At 38.5% G+C, this 19,835-nt stretch carries 18 protein-coding genes; 1 reads left to right on the forward strand and 17 read right to left on the reverse strand.

Going from position 1 to position 19,835, the window contains the following annotated elements:
* Positions 1-27 precede the first annotated feature (27 nt).
* The gene (locus BUB68_RS05865) at positions 28-585 is read right to left on the reverse strand and encodes an Appr-1-p processing protein (protein WP_073088984.1); all 558 of its coding nucleotides are present in this window, start codon (positions 583-585) and stop codon (positions 28-30) included.
* 160 nt (positions 586-745) lie between these two features.
* On the opposite strand from BUB68_RS05865, the gene BUB68_RS15210 reads away from it, so the two are divergent.
* Positions 746-940 carry a hypothetical protein gene (locus BUB68_RS15210; RefSeq protein ID WP_218587679.1) on the forward strand — a complete coding sequence of 65 codons (195 nt, stop codon included), beginning with the start codon at positions 746-748 and terminating at the stop codon, positions 938-940.
* Between the two features lie 84 nt (positions 941-1,024).
* Here BUB68_RS15210 and BUB68_RS05870 read toward each other — a convergent pair whose 3' ends face one another.
* The 16 genes from BUB68_RS05870 to BUB68_RS15785 all read right to left on the reverse strand — a co-directional run bounded on the left by BUB68_RS05870 (position 1,025) and on the right by BUB68_RS15785 (position 19,765).
* Positions 1,025-1,879: a hypothetical protein gene (locus BUB68_RS05870; protein ID WP_073088985.1), complete on the reverse strand. Its 855-nt coding sequence runs from the start codon at positions 1,877-1,879 to the stop codon at positions 1,025-1,027.
* A gap of 33 nt (positions 1,880-1,912) precedes the next feature.
* Positions 1,913-3,421: an HPr family phosphocarrier protein gene (locus tag BUB68_RS14840; protein WP_081371876.1), complete on the reverse strand. Its 1,509-nt coding sequence runs from the start codon at positions 3,419-3,421 to the stop codon at positions 1,913-1,915.
* A 102-nt stretch (positions 3,422-3,523) separates the two neighbouring features.
* A complete protein-coding gene (locus tag BUB68_RS05880) occupies positions 3,524-5,077 on the reverse strand; it encodes a tetratricopeptide repeat protein (RefSeq protein ID WP_073088986.1) in 1,554 nt (517 codons plus the stop codon).
* 23 nt (positions 5,078-5,100) lie between these two features.
* Positions 5,101-5,322 carry a hypothetical protein gene (locus tag BUB68_RS05885; protein WP_073088987.1) on the reverse strand — a complete coding sequence of 74 codons (222 nt, stop codon included), beginning with the start codon at positions 5,320-5,322 and terminating at the stop codon, positions 5,101-5,103.
* A 32-nt stretch (positions 5,323-5,354) separates the two neighbouring features.
* On the reverse strand, positions 5,355-6,824 hold the full coding sequence (locus BUB68_RS05890; RefSeq protein ID WP_073088988.1) for a tetratricopeptide repeat protein: 1,470 nt from the start codon (positions 6,822-6,824) through the stop codon (positions 5,355-5,357).
* Positions 6,825-6,948: 124 nt separating this feature from the next.
* Positions 6,949-7,710: a YaaW family protein gene (locus tag BUB68_RS05895; protein ID WP_073088989.1), complete on the reverse strand. Its 762-nt coding sequence runs from the start codon at positions 7,708-7,710 to the stop codon at positions 6,949-6,951.
* A 31-nt stretch (positions 7,711-7,741) separates the two neighbouring features.
* A complete protein-coding gene (locus tag BUB68_RS05900) occupies positions 7,742-8,812 on the reverse strand; it encodes a tetratricopeptide repeat protein (protein WP_073088991.1) in 1,071 nt (356 codons plus the stop codon).
* Positions 8,813-8,869: 57 nt separating this feature from the next.
* The gene (locus BUB68_RS05905; protein WP_073088993.1) at positions 8,870-9,430 is read right to left on the reverse strand and encodes a suppressor of fused domain protein; all 561 of its coding nucleotides are present in this window, start codon (positions 9,428-9,430) and stop codon (positions 8,870-8,872) included.
* A 20-nt stretch (positions 9,431-9,450) separates the two neighbouring features.
* Complete coding sequence (locus tag BUB68_RS14845; protein ID WP_081371877.1) at positions 9,451-9,909, reverse strand: HNH/ENDO VII family nuclease; 459 nt, start codon at positions 9,907-9,909, stop codon at positions 9,451-9,453.
* Positions 9,906-13,430, reverse strand: coding sequence for an ATP-binding protein (locus BUB68_RS05915; protein WP_073088995.1), 3,525 nt, complete (start codon positions 13,428-13,430; stop codon positions 9,906-9,908). The genes BUB68_RS14845 and BUB68_RS05915 overlap by 4 nt, the downstream gene beginning before the upstream one ends.
* Positions 13,431-13,441: 11 nt before the next feature.
* The gene (locus BUB68_RS15005; RefSeq protein ID WP_143188099.1) at positions 13,442-13,819 is read right to left on the reverse strand and encodes a hypothetical protein; all 378 of its coding nucleotides are present in this window, start codon (positions 13,817-13,819) and stop codon (positions 13,442-13,444) included.
* A complete protein-coding gene (locus tag BUB68_RS05920) occupies positions 13,816-14,433 on the reverse strand; it encodes a hypothetical protein (RefSeq protein ID WP_073088997.1) in 618 nt (205 codons plus the stop codon). The genes BUB68_RS15005 and BUB68_RS05920 overlap by 4 nt, the downstream gene beginning before the upstream one ends.
* Positions 14,426-16,990 carry a dynamin family protein gene (locus BUB68_RS05925; protein ID WP_073088999.1) on the reverse strand — a complete coding sequence of 855 codons (2,565 nt, stop codon included), beginning with the start codon at positions 16,988-16,990 and terminating at the stop codon, positions 14,426-14,428. The genes BUB68_RS05920 and BUB68_RS05925 overlap by 8 nt, the downstream gene beginning before the upstream one ends.
* Before the next feature lie 2 nt (positions 16,991-16,992).
* Positions 16,993-18,300, reverse strand: coding sequence for a dynamin family protein (locus BUB68_RS05930; RefSeq protein ID WP_073089002.1), 1,308 nt, complete (start codon positions 18,298-18,300; stop codon positions 16,993-16,995).
* Positions 18,301-18,404: 104 nt separating this feature from the next.
* The gene (locus BUB68_RS05935) at positions 18,405-19,376 is read right to left on the reverse strand and encodes a helix-turn-helix transcriptional regulator (RefSeq protein WP_073089005.1); all 972 of its coding nucleotides are present in this window, start codon (positions 19,374-19,376) and stop codon (positions 18,405-18,407) included.
* Positions 19,377-19,549: 173 nt separating this feature from the next.
* A complete protein-coding gene (locus BUB68_RS15785) occupies positions 19,550-19,765 on the reverse strand; it encodes an integrase core domain-containing protein (protein ID WP_371914848.1) in 216 nt (71 codons plus the stop codon).
* Positions 19,766-19,835: the final 70 nt, after the last annotated feature.

Genomic DNA, 19,835 nt, shown 5'->3' on the forward strand with positions numbered 1-19,835 from the left:
TTTTCTATCTATGAAGACATTTGTATTTTATTTGTTGCCTCGCCAATTGGTCAGTGTCTTGCAATCGTGCGTATACAGCGCCTCATTAATTTCATCTATATTGTATCGCTTCATTTCCAAGAAAAACTTCACAATCATATCCCCAAGACGGCTTTCCGACAAAGCATAGCCTGCCCGCTTCAATAAATCAGCAGCCTCATCCATAGACAGGTGCAAAGCAACCACGAAAGCCAGCACCGTCTCCTTAGTTGGATGATATTGCACATTATTGCGGATTTTGGCAAAATGCGCCTTAGTCACGCCTGCCGCGCTGTATATCTCCACCGGCTTGCGCTTCCGTTCCTTTATCCACCACATAAGTTTCTCCGAAAAAGACATTTCCAACTTGGCGGCCAATGACTCTATTCCTGTCAGGAATTCCGGCAATGCGATACAAGCAGCGAAAGGCGCTCCTATACCAAGGACACCACCAGTGGAAGCCTTCTTTTTAGGCTCCTCTGCAAAAGCCTTTTCTTCTGTCCCATCCGGGCGATAGTTCAGCAGTATATATTGTTCTAACTCTTCATTTAGCCCTTGCTCCAGCATACGCCATCCCTCCATCCTAATAACATTATTCGCCAGCCTGCAGTGAAAACCTGCCATCGTCTATCTCATAATCTTAATCTTCCATCAGCCCCCCTGATTCATGATATAATCGCAATATAAAGCAGTTCTTCGTCAAACAGTAACAGAGTAGGTTTTCGATATGGTAAGCTTCAAATGGGATTGGAATAGAGCTATGGAAGTACGAGCTGAAGAAGCTGCTGACGCAAAAACTACCGAATTCGTCCTCAATATGTTACGCGAGCATGAACCCTATGAAAAAATTTCCCGTCTCGCCTCAACATCCATGGAGAATGTCCAGCGCATTGCCCAGAAGAATAATATTGCTTACAGCTAACACATACACTCTTGCGCAACATGAAAAGCACAAGCTCAATCGGCCTGTGCTTTTCAATAACCAGTAAATCATTCCTAAGCAAATTTATGCCCCATCAGAGAATGCCTCAACTATCTCCTGATAATACTTTACACCGTCTTCATCATTATTCTGCATGCTTTGTTCCCATCTTCTCTGAGCAAAATTTAATAACCGCCCATCAATGCCAATAGGGATTTTGTACTCACGGGCAATTTGTAAAATTTCTTCTTCACTTGGTTCTTCAATTTCCTTCCCTGTCGTTTCCTCAATGTATCCCAATTCACCATTAGCTCGTTCAATGTCATCATCATCAACGGCAAAAGCTAAACTTAGAAAATAGCTCGCTATCGCAGCATCCCATTTTTCCTCTTCTATGAACCCATATCCCCTGTCACGATAAATTCTTGTCAAATGTTGTGGCCGAAACACATATTTATAGGCCTCCTTAGCTTCACGATGCAGGTTTTCTATATCTTCCTGATTTCTGAAAATATTAATTCGCTCAAATCGCAAATCCATTGAACATGGATTCCATTCCAGCCCCATCCGCAAAGTATTTAAAGCCTGCTCAAATTCCCCCAGCTCTACCAAAGCATAGCCACAATAATAATAGAGATCTGTTATTGGTTCAGTACGCCAAATTACATTTGGCGCTGTCTTGACACGTTTTTTATTCTTTTTACTCTTTGTGTTAATCCCCGACAGAAAGTTTATAAATATTTCAAACTGAAACATTTCATCAAAAGCATAGTATTCTTCAAATCCATATACTTTAAATTTCTTGACCTTTTTAATTTCTTCTTTCAGCAACGCTACAGCTTCACTATATTCTTTCTTATCAAGCAAATCTTTCGCCTTATCACAAACATTCTCAACATTCGAAAAGGCATTTGCTACTTCCTGATTAGCATATAACATAACTGTTATCCCCACAATTCTAATATATTTTTATTATTGTTCCCCAAAACGATTTATAATCAACTTAGCCAAACTTCTGACAGCTTCTTCAGCATCTTCTCCGCTTGCCCATATCTCGATTTCCGTCCCTTTACTCATACCTAAAGCCTCAATCATCAAGACATGCTTTGCATTCACTTTATGATTTCCCCTATGAATCTCTATATTAGAATCAAATCTATTTGCCATCCCTGCTAATATGGAAGCTGACCTTTCACATATTCCTGTGTAGTTTTTCACACGAACTGTAGATTTAGCTGTTTCTCCTTCCACAATGACCTCTGGTTCTTCTTCCATATTTTCTATATCAAGATTCCATTTGCCCTCTTTGACCATTTTGACCAGCATACGTTCTCCATCAAGCGAAGTGTTCAAACCGTTCCCAGAAAACATCGTCCTTTGTGCCAATCTCCATGCGGTTTCATAATCACCTTCATTACATGCTGCCTCAGCCTCAGCCAGAAAATCCCTTTTCCTATTTTCTTCAAACCAAGTCCTTGAATAATCCTTCCCTATATTGAAGAAGTCTACACTATCTTCCATTTCTCTCCCAAACCAATTTCTATGCTTCCAGCGACAGATATCTTCCAGTTCTCTATCTATCCCCCCAGGCTCATCAAAGCACAAATTTCCCATCTCCAACGCATAGATAGCATCTTTGGAGGACTCAGCCAAGGAATAATTATCATATGCCTCCCTCATACGCGCTCTACACTGACCGTAACCATAGTAGTATATATGTCCCAAAGTAAAAGCTGCCCATCCATCACCGGTCTTGGTCGCACTTCTCAGCCATCTCATTTCCTTTCTCAGCTTAAGTTCTCTGTTTTTCTTGCCCTCTTCTACTAAAGTACCCGCCATGTATTCCCTGCCAATGCGTCCAATCAATTCCATCCCACTTCTCTGCACAATCCTGTCCAGCCAGAGCGTATACCTCTTGTTTAAGTCATCTGCATATGCCTCCCTGGCCTGCTTCATATAGGAGCGCGCTTTTTCTTCGTCTTTTGCCGAACAAAGCGTGCCTTTTTCATAGACCTTTCCCAGAAAGACCATCGCTTTCACATCACCAGCAGCTGCCTTTTTCTCTTTTTCTCTGATTATCTGGGGAAACTCCTTAAAAAGCCCTATCTTTCCATACAGTTCTTTACATTTTTTGTCATACACACGCTTCATCCTTTTAATCCAGTCATCCGTCTTTGATGATACGACAACCTCTGACTTTAGCGAAAAACCTTTCCGCCACCACCGATAGGGCACTTTGCGAACTGTCCATTCCGGCTCCCTACTTGCCATCTCCAATATCCCCTGCTGCGTACAGCCCTCTCCCACTTCCGCAGCAAGCTGCCCCATTTGTGGATTCTGCTGTGCCTTTTCCAGCGCCTCATCAAGATTATATTTTTGGCGAATATCTGCAAAGCCCTGCATACATTCGCTGACAAATCGGTCCTCGTCAAAAGCCGTATCTTTATCAGACTGGAAAGGCGGTTGCATAGTAGCTGTCATAATCTTCACCCCTCTTACGTAGCAGGAAAAGCACAGACTCAATCGTCCTGTGCTTTTCAGTTATATAATATGCATCTAATAGATGCGGATCTTGACATTCGATTACGACAAATCTGCCAAACGCTGTTCAGCCTCTTCACTGCCTGCGTCTTTTGCCTTTTCGTACCATTCCTTGCCTTTGGTCAAATCCTGCTTGACATTTCCACCGCCATCACAATAAATATCTCCTAGGGCTAGCATTGCCGTTGCATAGCCATGCGCAGCCGATTTTTCGTACCATTCTACAGCCTTAGCCATATCTTGCTCAACGCCCGAGCCTTCCATATACAAATCGCCAATTCTAGCTTCTGCTATATGCTGATATGTATTTTCGTCATTTGCAGCCTTCAGGTATAGTTCCATCGCCTTGTCAAAATCATCATTGTAATAGTAAATAGTACCTAACGGCATCAACGGCGTTTCATTCCCTGCCGCAATAGCCTTTTCAAACCACTCTTTAGCAATGGAATAATCTTTCTCTACGCCATTGCCGAAATAATAAATATCGCCAATTTCATTCATGGCATCTTCATCACCATAATCTGCTGCACGCATATACCAGGCCAAAGCAGCAACATAATCCTGTTCCACACCTTCTCCATTTCCATAGCAATAACCAATGTTATTCATCGCTATAACATCGCCTAATTGGGCAGCCTGCAATGACCAGTAGGCACTCTGTCCAACATCCTGTTCAACTCCATCCCCACGGCTATACATAGCCCCCAAGGCCCGCATTGCCGCTGCATTACCATTATTGGCAGCTTTTTGATACCACTCTACCGCTTTGCCAAAATTCTCCTCAACACCTTCACCGAATTGATACATCGTACCGATTTTATTTTCTGCCTCCGCTTGAAACTGATTCCCCTCAACAGCCGCTCGCCGGAAACAATCTAACGCTTCACCATACTGTTCTTCATCGTAATAAATTTCTCCATACCAAAATAGGATATTCTCTTCACCGGCTTCCAACGCTTTGTCGTAATATTCTTTAGCTTTATCGTAATTTACTTCCTTACCTAAACCATGATGATAAGCCTCGCCTAAATGCCCAAAAGCAAGATAATTACCATTATAAGAGTTCGCTGCCTTTTCAAACCAATAATTGGCAATGATATAATCTTGTTTAACACCATCTCCATCATAATAAAGTTGCCCTAAGTCAACCATAGCTGCAATTTCACCATTACCAGCTGCCCGTTGATAATAATCCAAAGCTTTAGGAAAATCTTCCTCTTTTCCTAAACCATAGCGGTAAGCCTTAGCCAATCCATAATAGCCATAGTATTTATTATCACCACCTTCTTTTACCTGTTTTTCATAACATTCAACAGCCTTGTCATAATTTTCCATTTCCTCATAAACATCACCTAAGGGATACCAACCATTTACATCCCCAGCATCTATTATTTTTTGATACCAATTGATAGCTTTTTCATAGGATTGTTCCACTCCATGACCACGCTGATACATATATCCCATCTGATACCATCCATCATGATCACCAGCATCCGCAGCCTGCTGATAATATCGGACAGCCTTCTCCATATTCCCCTTTAACTGCTCTTGGCGCCCTAAGCCCATCAAATCTTCCGTTTTTACTTCCTTAGGCATTTTTGACTCCTCCCATCTGTTAATCAGTAATTCGCTAGCTTTTCCTTAGCATTCAACAGCCACCTTCCAACGAACGGTTCCAAAATAACAAAGGCATAGCATCCAACTATATCCTGACACATATTTTTGCACATATCGATGAACATGTCAGTTTCACAATTATAGTGTCTTCTAAAACGGTCAGCATGATCATCTACTATTTTATTGTTATCTTCAACTTTTTCATCGAGGCCTGTAATTTCCATGCCAGTATCACCTTCCATCCAGCACTAAATAGCTAAAAAAATTTTTCCAAACGCTTCAACGCTAAGCCATTACCATTTATCAACGACATATAATAACATTTTATAGCGCTATTTCTTCTTTGAACACATGGAATCTTTTTTTGCCAGTACATATCTCCCAATTCTATTGAGTATACAGGATTAACAGAATCCGATGCTAATTTATAATATTCATACGCTTTACTGATACGAACACCCCAAGCGCCATATCCATAATAGCAAATATTACCCAAAGTAAAGGCTGCCCATCCATCACTGGCTTTGGCTTTTTCATTCAACCATTTAAACTCTGCCTTAATTTTATTCTTCTTATCTTCTTGCTTTTCAGTAACCAAACTACCTTCTATGTATTTAGCTCCAATAATGCCGATAGTTTTCAAGCCACTCTCTTCTACCACATTATCCAACCATCTCTTATATTTTTGCATAAAATCATCATCTAATGATTCTGCGATATCATATATACGCAACAAATCCAACATTGACCCAACATTTCCTAAGTCAGCAGCTTTTCTATGATACTCCTCTGCTATGTTACTCAATTCATCCTTATTTTTAGAATACTGAATATCAGCAGCTATGCGATGATAGCACAAAGCCAACGCTTCTTTATCATCACCACATGCAACTATAGCCTTATCATACCAGAACTTTACTTTAGAAAAATCGTATTCTCTATCAAAACTAACATTTCCAATATATACTTTATCAGTTTTATCACTAGCACCTCCACCTAAATAAGTGCTCCCCAGCAATAGCATCGCCTTACAATTGCCATTGCTAGCTGCTTTTTCATATAGCGTTATCGCTTTTTCAGCATTGGTTTCTACACATTCTCCCAGCGAATAACATCTTGCCATACCGAACCAACCATCGGCACTGTTGCTCTCTGCCGCCATTTGATAGTATTTAAATGATTTCTTCACATCACGACGGCACAACATACCTTCGTGATAGGCATCACCTAAAAAAACCATCGCCCCCACATCACCACTTGAAGCCATTTTTTCTTTCTCAGCCAACATTTCTTCAATACTTTTCAATTCATCGATTTTCTTACACAACTCCTTACATTTTTTGTCATAATACTGACAAGCCTTTTTAAGCATATAAACCAAAGTACCACAAGGTATCATTTCACTAATTTCATGAAATCCAGAAAAAGGATTTGATATAAATTGATCGAATATCCCCCCAAATCCATCATCATCTAACCATTTTTCTCTATATCGCATAATTCCTTCTTTTGTCATCCCATCTATAACAGGTATGCTATAGTGATTTAACATTGGTTTTGACTTCACCCAGTTTAACGTTTCCGAATCAAGATGATTCCAAGAACGGATACTATCAAATAAGGGCAAGCATTCCTCAATAAATATTTTTTCATCAAATTCGAGATTTAAGTATTTAACTGCTCGCTGATAAAATCGAACCCAAGGGGACTCATAATTAATTTGCATATTAACTGTCTCCTATTATTATTGATTGTAACACGTAACAATACAAAAAAGGTTGCCACACAGGCAACCTTAATTTTTTCTTAACTAAGACTCAAATCAGCCTGTGCCTATCTTTACAGCATCATCAAGACCGTCCACTTTCTAAGCGCAATATTTCTTTAGTTTTCATACGAATATATGCAACTTGTACGACCGCTGGTATTGTGACCCTGTATGCAGGCCCAGCAATATCTACCAAAGTCCATAAAGCAGTCAAAGCAATTCCCAAAGGTCCAGCCAATGCCCCCATGGCTCTTGTTATTGTTGCATTTGCTGTTAAAGATAATCCTCTACCAAGAAGCGCCTTTGCTACAGCATTAGCTACTATTACTGCTATCTGATACGCGAAGAATCCCCCTTTAAATATACCAGCTTGTAATGCCGCAATCAAAGCTTCTTTGGTAAAATCAGTTGTCTTCAAATCCAACTCATCTATTATCTTTTTTAATTCTTCACTATTCATTTTATCAATAGCGTCTATTATAATTTTTTGCAATAAATTCATCTCTATTATTTCAATAGAAGCTTTAGAATTATAATTTACTTTCATCTTATCGCAAACATCACATAGAATTTCTCTATACAGGACTCCTTCACCATTACCAAATATATTTCTAACTAAATTGGCAATACTATTTCCACCAAAATGCTGTAATTCACCAGCAATTTCTTGCCAGTATTTACTTGGTTTATCAGGACATTTTTTATAACCTTCTGTCAAAGTTAACTCTTCTGTCAGCCTTGGGCTGCCATCTTTGTCTTTAATTAGATAATCCACTAATATCTGTAAATCCTCATCACTAGCAGATGCTAAAATTTCTAAATCTTTATCCTTACAATAAGCCATAACCCCACTCCTCTGCATAAATATACGATTTTTAAAGTGCCCACAAAACAGATTTTCCTTCCAAATTGTTCAGTCTAACATTACTAAGTTGTATTCGTTCTTGTATTGAAAAAACATGTTTCCCCTCAATCAACAACTGCCCATCATCAATCCATTCATGAGTAATATTAGCTGCAACTAACAAAAATAAGCGTAAGCGTTTTTCTTCTAGAATTTGTATCCATTCATCACCATTAGGAACCTCAAAAATACTACCACCATGATGCATTATCAATAAATCACTTTCATTAACTTTTACATCTTCTATTAATTTATACCATATCCCATTTTCTTCACCATTTTCATCTTGTATATATATAGCCTCATCCGTAAATATAAAATATTCATTAGCACCAAAATGATTATTTTTGACTGTATATCCTATAACATCTTGATTATTAGATAAGATTTCTTCCTTAATCGTTGAATTGAGCTCCTGTAGGCACAATAATTTTTCATTCACAACGCCATAATCAATAACTGTTTTCGAAATATCCCTTATTCCATCTCGCCAAATCCTATCACCTTTCAACAACTTACCATGCATAATTACACCCAATAACTCTGCCATATTATTTGGCGATGAAATCACCGCTCTTTTTCCATTTCTATGCTCTAGATTTGCAGATTTTTCAAACCAATATAAAGCCTTATATTTATCTCTATCTTCCTTTTTTATAAATTTACCTAAATGATACATACCTTCCGGATCAACCAACTCAGCAGCAGCCATAAAACATGCTTTTGCTTTTCTTAGTTCCTCTAACTTCCAATGAATATTTCCCATACGGATAAAACCATCCGTCTTATCCAATTCGGTAGCTTTCTCATACCACTTTAACGCTGTATTATAGTTTTTCTTCTCTAATTCGTAATCTCCCAAATCCAGTGCAGCATCGCCACTTCCGTATTCACAAGCCTTCTCTAACAACATTAGATATTTTGAAGTATTCGTATATCTGTATTTCAAAGCTTGAAGGTAAATATCCCATGCAGTTTCTTCTGGAACAACCTCTGAATAATTTGATTTAACTTTAGCATAATTATCATCCTTTATTATCATCTAAATTCCCCTCCACAAACATCAAATTCTCTTCCCTAAATTGTGAAAAGCATTCTTTTACACACAAGATGTACGTAAGAAATCTGTCACATTGATATTGACCTTAGCCATTGCTTCATCAAAAGCATCGACACCATGCTTTTCAATGAAATCTTTCTCGTCATCTCGAATTGGAACGGCTAAAAGCCAAGTAACACAAGTGTCATCAGTAAGCAAGGGCTTATATTTATCCCAAAAGACTGGTGACATCAGTATTACATGGCGCAAATTAGTCTGCGTCACATAGGGGCTAATTACATTTTCGACAATCATGCCAAAATAGCAGTCTCCCATATCCTGTATCTCAAACGCAACTTGAGATAATATCTGCCCAAACACATCTGTACCAGCCAAACCGGCCATCAACAGTTCTACTCTTAAATCCTTACCATCTTCCGTTGTCTTAGCAATATCGAATGCCGATAATCCAATCGTTGCAATAGTTGTATCTTCAGAATTATTTTCTTTGCACTCCATGATATCAATAGATTTTGATTCATCTTCATTATAGTAAGCATTTACGGTTGGCTGTCCACCAATAAATTCTAATGCATGTTGAGCAATTTTCTTTGCTTCCATAAATCAATCACCTCATATATTTAGGTTCCAAAATATTCACCTGTTTTGTTTTCACCACGGTGGGAACGATTGGAACTCGGTAATTCCGGGCGAAGGTTGTCTGGATTGTTATATTCCTTGATAAACTGTTCCCTTGAAATTCCGCGTTCCATGGCGCTTTTTTGATGTTTGCTGAATTCATGACCTGGCTTATGCCCCATATCCCAAGGCTTATCCTTTGACATATATTTACCTGTTACCGGATCTCTTACCCTGCCATGAGCATCTTTTGCTTTATTCCATACTTCGTCCCGAATCCCCTTTTTCCAACCTGGACGTGAATAATCAACATTTCTTCCCGGCACATCTGCCTTGCTGCGGCCTATATCCCTTACATTATTCCGTTGCGGTATATCACGAGATTTTGGAAATTCTATACGATTCGCACGTCGGGCATCAGGATTTCTAACTGTATTGATATCTCTGTTATACTGCCTCATGCAAAGGACACCTCCTTTTGCAGATACTCGGTACAAATATTTTTCAGTTCCCGATTGTCTGGATAGTGTTCCTGTTCGACACGGCAGATACACAGTAATATCTTATGTAATTCATCTGTATCAAATTCTTGAAATTCTGGTTTAATATTATTCAGCATTATATCTGCCAATTCCTGCCAGTCATTCCAAGGAAGGCTCCCCGTACCACGCAAAGCATCACTACAATCATAAGTTGTGCTAATAAAATCAGCCAACGCCCACTGAAAAACTTGATTTCTATCTGTAATATGCAAAAATAAGTCTTTACGAATTTTTGCTGCCACGTTCGTATGTAAAATTTTATCTTTCACCTGTGCCATTTCTTCTTCATTCAGCTTATTTTTCAACAGAAGATGCAACAATACATTATGTCCACTTTCCGTAACAACATCTTGAGAGGAACTAATTTCTCGAACGCACTGCTGACGTTCAAACCTGGGCAGCTTGACTAAAACAGCTTCCTGCCAGTTATTCTGATACACTACCGCCACACCTGTAGGCAGTTTTGACACTTCGTTAATTTGCTTAGTATTAAGTGCCATAGATGTCCCTATACTCTCACGATCACCGCCTTCTGGCAATCTGAGTATAATTTTTGTGTTGGTATTGCGTATTGCCGCTGTATCCAGCAAATTCGGTGCTTGATCAACAATCACAAATCCCTCACCAAAAGTTCTCATTTCAGCAATGGCATTGGTTATCATTTCCACGGATTTACCAGTCACGTTAGAAGATTCCGAACTTTGTTCCGTTGATGTTTTCTTCAGCAAATTATGTGCTTCCTCCAAAATAGTCAAATGGCGTAGTCCAGCATTCATTTCTATCCCCTGCGTCATTCGATACTCTTGTAATTTCAATACTATAAGCCCCATCAACAGTGACTTTGTTTCCGTTGCCCCCACCCTGCTCAGATCCAAAATAGCTGATTGGTCAAACAGATTTTCTGCTGGTGTCTCTATGCCAGAAAAAATTTGTCCATTTAGTCCCGATGTGAGTGAGGCTAATCGTGTAGATAGCGCCCCAACATAATCCCCTTTTGTATCGTTTGAATAAGCGGATTCGTTGACAAAACTATCTAATTCTCTAAGCACATCCTCGAAAGTAGGGAAAAGGAACGGCGAAACACTATTGACGGACGTTCCTATATCCCACCCAGCTGAACGATACGCACGCTCAACAGCCTGTTTCAGAACAGCTGGCATAGCCGCATACAATGGCCAGCAGACACTAAAAATTTCTACTAAGCGGTCAATATGTTCCAATACGTGTATTTGCTTTGGAAAAGAAAAAGGATTTATGTGCAGAATATTTCCTTGCTGTGGATTTGTTCCATAGCAGGCAACATCTGTAAACACTTTTCGATATTCACCTTTGGCTGGCTCAACTACTAAAAATGGAATTTTTCGATCTTGCATGGCTGCCAACAGACTATATACAGCATTAGATTTACCTGCTCCCGTGGAACCAGACACAAAGGTATGCATAGTAAGGCTGTCCAAGTCAATTCCAATGTCGTTATTCGGCAATTCTCGTCCTAAATGATAAAGACTGCCTATTTTCACCTGTGCATGACTCTCTCCATGACGAATAACCTCCTGCCCAAAAACAGCATGAGTTACCACTGGTAACCCACATACCGAATGGTTAGGAAGCCCCATATGAATAGATAGTTCCTTAGTACTTACAGGCACAGCCGGAGAAACAAACAAGGTCAGCCCTTCTTGCGCAACAGGCTGATAACCAAACCAAGGATGCAAAAAATTCTTAACATAGGGCATTAGTTGTGCTAACTGTTCTTCTGTTTGCCATGTGTTAATTGCTGTATACTGAACACCTGTTCCCTGCCCTGATACTACTGAACGATAAATATTGGCCGCTAGTTCTGTATCCGCTGCCCCTTCTCCAGTAAAATAGGCCGCAAAATTCCACATGCCTAAACTTTCACAGGCATCAATGCGTTCTAACTGCTTTTCCAATCGATCTATTATCGACTGTAAGGCGCGATTTTTACTCGTTAAAGTAATCCCCTTAGACGTACCAATGGTTTCGCCTAATGTATCTGTATCAACAAAACTAATGCTGGTGGACATACCTTGTGTTACGCTTCTATTCGTATTTTTTCCTACATTCTGAGAAAAACTCTTGCTGTCAGATTTACTTGAGCTATCCGAGCGTGAAATCCCTCTTGACAGCATCTCTGAAATAGCTTTGGATTCTGAATATGTATGTGATGTAGAGTTAGTAATACCTGACGATTTACCGGTGGTTTTTGATAGTGAACCTAAGATTGCTCCGCCTATCTGAGCGCCTATCATTGTTCCCATCGGTCCAGCTGCGCTACCTATAACGCCACCTGCAACAGCTCCTATAACAGCTCCTACACCGGCACCATTTATGCTTGTACTGTCATTTTTTCCTTCAGTCCTCGCTTCGCTTTTGCCCTGTGTAGTTCCCTCAACATCAGTTGTTCCCTGAGTTTTTGTTTCGCTACTACCTTCAGTATGCGTTAAGCCCTCTGTATGTGATACACTGCTGCCCAAAGTCTGTGACACACCTTCAGTCACTCCATTTGAGACATTTACCCCTTCAATTTTACCTTTACTTGTACCACTTGTTTTGCTTTCGGAGCGTGAATCATTAAAACTAAGATTCATTGTGACAAAAGGTGATAACTGAGTGCTAATATTTTCATATTCCCGACGTTCATGCATCAACTGTTCACGCATTATATTATCAGCTATAAAAAAAGCATCAAAAGCCTTCCCAGTCATTGCCACAATAAACTTTTCTAATCCCTGAATAAACTTTTCATTACTTAGTTGATCTTCATTCTGCCGAAAATCGGCGACACAGGTTACGCTGGAAAGTGCCTGCGGATTAAGATTTGACATATCATGATTAAGGTCTTCGACATAGTATGCCTGTGACTGACTACCCGGAAATAATCCTTCTAAACCTTGCTGTAACATGACCTTCATCGCATTAGTCGAGTAATATTCAGACCGTGAACGGACACCTAGATATATCTTTTGTCTTACACCATCACTGCTGATGCGAAGAACAAGTGTGCAGGGCTTATCACAAAAAGAGCTGTATAATGTTGCAAGCTTGGAAACAGATAACTCTCCTTCCTGACAGACCAGTTCTGTTATCTGGAAAAACTGAATATCAGGCAACTGCGTAATAATGTTATTATCCAGTGGAACTACAGGCATTCTGTCAATTTTTTCTAAATATCCCTTTAAGACTTCATCTTCAATTTTATCAAGACAACTTACAAGATTTTGACGCAATAGTTGTAAATTATCATTGTATGTATCTATAACCAATTGTCTGTATTGTTTGGAGGTTTCCATTGTTTTTACTGGTAAAGAACTATCATCACTTATTATATCAACCCTTGTTTTATTATTTACAGCACGCTTAGGATTGAAATTAGATAATTTGCCATAATTCTCGCTAAATTCCTTATAATCGGCCATATTATCACCCTTTATGAAAAATACAAGACTTCATCACCAATAACAACTATAAATTTATTCCAATAGGCATTACACCAAAGTTTAACATTAGGAAAATCATCGCTTACTGATTCCAATTTCACAGGATTAAATAGATTTAAATTTATATAATTTAATTGCTCTTCTCTTTTTTTATAGTAATAGGTAGATAAGTCACGATTTGGTATACAATCATCTCTTCTCTTAACCACCCGTAACTGATATTTATTTTCTAATGCAAATGAAAATTCAAAATGGTAATAAATTGGCTCTTTGAAAAAAATTCTATTTTTTAATTCTGATTTCCGTATACTATTACCTATCCAAGCAAATGCTATACTTTGACTTTGTCGTGGGGATACCATTGTCATTTTAATAGAAGCAGCAGTACAACTATTACCAATGCTATTATTATGCTTATCGGTAACAACGGTATCCCCTGAGATTTTTTTACATTTTGTCCTCCAACATACTTGTTAGGCACATTAGGACGTGCTAATGCTTTCTTTTTTGCTTCCTCCTGCCTTGCAAACTCCTCACGAGCTTTTTTCAACTCAGCTTCTTGTTTAAGTTCTGGGTCATCCTGCGGTAGTATCTTCTCAATACGATATTTCTTATTGTCTTCGTAAGTGTTACTGAAAATATTCTCTTTTTTCTGCTCTAATACATTATTTTGCTTATTGCTATTTATTCTTTGTTTGTAGATAACCTTAGCTACATTTATCATATGTAGCATTCGCTCTTCTGAAAAATTATCCTGCAAATCTGCTTTTAAGTTCAACCAATACTCCTTATCCCAAGAACGTTCATCCGTTCTAAAAGGAGTGAGACGTCGTTGTGGCTCAAAAACATCATGTTGCCGACAGTACTCAAAATCATCATGATAAGATGCGAACGTAGGGTCAATATTGAAGCTATCAACAAAGAAATATCGTAAATTAGATCCTTTTCCTTGCGCAATACTTTTTTTTACTTCATCATGCACGATACTCCCCCCCCATATCCAAAAGCTCATCAATTTCTCTTTGATTAATTTCGATCCATGCTAAGGTTTTCTGATTTTCTTTTACAGCAGCTTCTTTAGTCGTTTGGTCACTAGCATAATTTTCAAGTTCTTTATACTTTTCTTCTATCTTTCTATCTACTTCTGTAAAGCTGTCGGTGAAATTCTGTTTTAATTTACTTATACGTTCATCTGCTTCATCTGTTGCTGCTTTAATCCCTTCATCTACACTCTGTCGGAATTTACTAACAAGGCCTCGTTGGATTACCCCCTTATCTACAGAAAAATGCTCTATGCGCTGTGTGCGCTGTTCAAAAATATCTCGCATAACTGTTTTATATTCATTTACCGTTTTATACACATCCTTTTCTTCGTATTGGGGCACATCTTCATAAATATCTTTGTCTATTGTGCTAGAATCAAACCACGAGAACGGATTCCACCATTTTTTATTAGGATTACTAACCTTTTCTGTCCTCACCTTAATCCTTTTATAACCTTTAAATACTTTTTCTTTACCTATTGAAACTTGCTTAGTTCCAGTAATAATTTTTTCTTCTTTTTCACCGACCTTTTCGTAATAAGTTTTTTGTTCGACAGTAGTTTCCCCTAATTCCTCCGTCATATCATTAGCAAAATCTTCACCTTGCCATTCTTCAATATTTGCTTTAATCCGGCTCAATGCTCCCTTAACTAAATCAGACGTACTAAAATCCAAGCCTTCCACATTAGCTTGTGCATCAAACCGCTCTAATCGCTCTTGGTATTCCATCAATAATTTATCACCCACATCAATAATTTCATGTTGAATGATACTTCCTAATTCCGTTGCCAATCTGGCTGTAGCGTCAGAACTGATATCCCCAAAATGTTTTATCATTTGCTGCGCTTCATTTTTGCTGGTTATGGTATCCGGATACTTACCAAAAACTTGTTCTACACGGTCCTCAATTTTAATACGTATTGCTCGTGTTTTTTCAGCCATAGAGGCTTTCGGATTCAATTCTTCAATTTTCTTTTTAAATGCCCCTGCTTCTTCACCGTTGGCTATTTGCTTCATAACAGCTTCAGCTCGCATTCTACAAGCCTCAGCTGCATCATCATTTTCAGCCATAATCGCCTTCGTCTTAGCTAGTATTTGCGTACTTTCCATTACCGCCTGGAAAGAATCGACCAAATCCTTTACTTTTTTCGTTTTAGCATATTTCTTGACATACGCCTTAATAGCTTCTTCTATTGAATATATTCCACAGTGGATAAGAGCCTCTTCCTTGCGATTCCCCGTTTTCTTTGCCTCTTCCAAATGATATTCAAGCTTCTGCTTAGCACTTGGAGCCAATGTCGTATATTGTTCCAAATGCAGGTCCTCATAGTCAATAAAATTATCCATATTGCTTAGTGCATCACGCGCTGACTTAGGCAATGCACGTTCTTCATTACGAGTTAGGTTATTGACATCAACATTGCACAATTCCGTTCTAATATTTAATGCAGTATAAGCTGAACATGGAAATATTTGCGGATCATCAATACCATGTTTTTGCAAATATTCTTTTGCTTCATTTATAACTGCTTCAATACTCTCTTCTTCCGGATTAAAGCCATCCATTTTATTGATAACAAACAGGAATCTATCTCGTCCCAATTTCCCAGTCTTACGAATTATATCTGACACATAATCCAAAAGTTCAGCATCATCATTAACGCCTAGATTAGTACCGTTCAAAACATAAAGTATCAAATTATTCGAATCGCTATTAATCGCTTGATACGTTGTATTCTTATGCCCACTATTTTGTGAATTATTTGGACCCGGAGTGTCTACTAACGACAATGCCATATCACGTGCATCTAAAAATGGTATATTCCCCTTTACAACTACACGGAAGATTTTATCATCTTCATTTAGCTGTTTAGCCGCCTCCAATGTAAAATCTGAAACATCAGCTAAACAGTTGTCCTCGTTATCATACGCCTTTGCGACAAAGTCATCCTGATCATTATCAATTATTTCAGTAAGCATTGCCGTACATGCCTGATTTTTAGCCGGCATAAGTTTACGCTGCAACAAAGCATTTATTAACGTAGATTTACCGGAGCTCATAGTTGCAATAACATGCACAGGGAAAATTGCACTTTTTATATTTTCAAATGCTCTAGTCAATTCCTTGGACTTGAATTCCTCTACAGGGCCTTCCTGTAAATCCTTAAATATTTTACTAATTTTTTCTGTCACATCATAATCATCTACAGCTTTTTTGAATTTGATGCTTAACTTCTTAAATTTATTTGCAGCATTTGCCTGTTGAAATGCGGCTTCAAAATCATCCCAATCTACATCCATACCACAAAATGTTATATCAAATTCCAAAGCATTTGCAGCTTCTTTTAATTTGTCCGGGAAGTCACCTACCCACTCCTGCAATCTATGATTGCGGACATGCTTATATAATGGGCTATCTACTTCTATAGGATTCCCATTAATCTCAATTGCCGTAGTTAAACGATACGGATTGTAAACAACATATACCTGCACCATGTTCATCTCTCCCTTTTTGTATTAATTATTTCCTTTTCTATTGGCAATATACCTGATACCTTCACCAAATCACTATAAATTCTAACATCATCCTCATCATATACCTCGTAATTTATACTTTCTAAATCACTCTTATGTGCCTCTAAATCTGCTAACAGGAATTCTAGATTTCGTCTTTCCTGACGACTAATATCTCTGCTTGACATAACTCTGCCTGAAAGTGCTGCCTCAGCAGATACTGCGTATATAATAGGCGTTTCAAAGCCTATTGATATTACAAATTTTCTTACATTTTTTATTATATCTTCTAAACTCTCATCCTCCGTATCCAATTCATCAATCTTGTTAATTACAAAAATAATTTTTTTCTTTTTTATTTTATCTTTTATAAATTTAAGATATTCAACTTCATTGTCAGTCATTAGTTGAGTTGCATTCATTAGATAGATATATAGGTCAAACACCTGTTTTTTTATAATGTTATACGTGATATCTCTATGTTCTATATTAAGGCTAGAATTTACTCCTGGTGAATCATAAATTTCAATTCTTCGTCCAGCTAATGAACTATGAAAATATGAAGATACTGAAATTTTACTTTCTTTATTTCTCTCATCGTCATCAAAAAGTATATCTTGTGATGCATGAAGACGTAAAATATGATCATCCTCATATACAAAACAATCATCATACGCTTTCCCAGTTATAACATGTATTTTGCTGGTGCAAGCAACATTTTGTGACCAACAAATCTTGCTACCTACTAAAGCATTGATAAATGTAGATTTTCCAGCACTCATCAATGCTGTAACCATAACTTTAATTGGCTCTACTTGTAAGAAATCCTGATTGATTTTTATAAGATTTAAATATTTACGTAATCCCTCCGAGCAACGAAATAAACTTACTTTTTCCCAAGCATTCTTATTTCTCCCCCAAACCGCATCGGCATAATTCTTAAAATCTTTTTCGCTTCCCCATTTATTTTTTTTACGCAGTAAATACTGAATTTTCTTCCCGCCTACCGAATCCTTCATCCTAGGATTATATCCTGTTATTGCTGCTATATCTGCTAATAGAAACAAACATTTTTCTTCTGGTAATACTTTTTCTCGGGATTCCCCTTTTGCATACATCATATCCCTATACAAATTACTTTCTGCTTTTATCCATCGATTTCTCCATTTAGCTATACGCAAATAATCCATAAGCATGTCAAAGTATTCTGTTCTCTCTGTTGCTTCACCACACCCCAATATCGGATTCGACTGTATTATCTGAGCCAGTGCCATATTTTTCTGATGATACATCTTGATCCCCTCCCAATTTCCCATGTTACTACGCTACAAGGCCATTAAATATGTTTTATTTTGAATTATCTGTTATTTTGTTTTAAAAATTAACTCATCCTGTTTTATTTCTCTTTTACCTCCTGCATATATATTTCAGCCACTTTTGTGAACCACTGTCCCATCCGCTGTCTCAATTCCTGTGGGGCAAGGATTTCTACAGACTCGCCCTGCATAGCTGCCCAGCGAATGAAGCCTTCACCAAAGGCCGTTACTTTTAGTAAAACACTTTCATCTTTTTCTTGTATAATCTCATACTTCGGTACTCTGTCCACCACAGCTTCCAGTGCCGATTTTTTGCATCGCAGCTTAATTTCCAAGAGTTCTCCAGCATACATGAATTGGACTGCCGGACGCATATCACTATAGCGGAAATTCGTATAAAGCGGATTTTCTCCCACCTTACCAAGCACCTTGATGGATTCTATACGATCCAATCGGAAAAATGCCGGATACTCATACTCGGATTCATCGCGAAATGCAACCAGATAAAAGTAGAACTCGGCAAATACGATATTTACAGGCAATACATCCCGTTCGATTCGCTTGCCATCTGCTTTTGTGTAAATAATCTGTATTTTTTGTTTATCGATTATGGATTTATTGATTCTCCACTGCAATTCCAATATAGCTTTCCCATGCATGGGCTCGATATAATTTTTCAGTTCATCCTCTATGGCATAGTAAAGGGCTTTCCTATCTTCGTAAGGGAGGAGTGAGCGAATGGCATCCACCATGCCCATCATTTCATCATGGCACAGGGCACGGCTCCCCAACAGCACTTTCAAAATTGCCATGACATCCATACCGGTAAAATCCTGCAGGCCACCTCTCGACAGGTAATAACATTTGTCGTTGCGGTCATAAATAAGTTCGTCCCGAGCGTGCAGCTCCGACAGCACATTGCGAATATCGCTGATATCGCGGTCAAAAGTACGACTATTGATTTTGTACTCCTCGATAACATTTTCCCGATTCAATCGTTCCCGTTGCAACAGCCTACAAAACAAGTGCACAATGCGCAGCATTGGTTTCATTTGCTCACACCTCCTTTCTCATAAACTTATCAACATAATACAACATCACTACGACACCACATGTCGTTTTACGATTTAGCATAAAATTTTTTCATGAAAATAAGCCCATTATAATGGGCCCCTTGTCAAGACCACATTCTAAAATTTTAAGAGTGTCAGTGAACAGAGTTATCCTACGCAGCGAAGCAACCAAAATAGAATTCGTTAGGAACCTTGTAGCCTAATGCTTCGTGGGGCCGTATGTTGTTGTAATCATCTACATATTGGTTAATCAGACGGCGAAGCTCTCTTGGCGTTCGGTATTCGTTCGGATAGAGCTGCTCCGTTTTGAGACTGCGGAACCAGCGTTCAATCATGATGTTGTCAGCCCAGCGGCTCCGGCCATCCATGCTTTGACGGATGTTGAGTTTACGAAGCAGTTCTTTGTAGTCATCACTGGTAAACTGGCTGCCCTGATCT

The organism is Pseudoselenomonas ruminantium (genome assembly GCF_900142515.1).
Lineage (GTDB): Bacteria > Bacillota > Negativicutes > Selenomonadales > Selenomonadaceae > Selenomonas_A > Selenomonas_A ruminantium_D.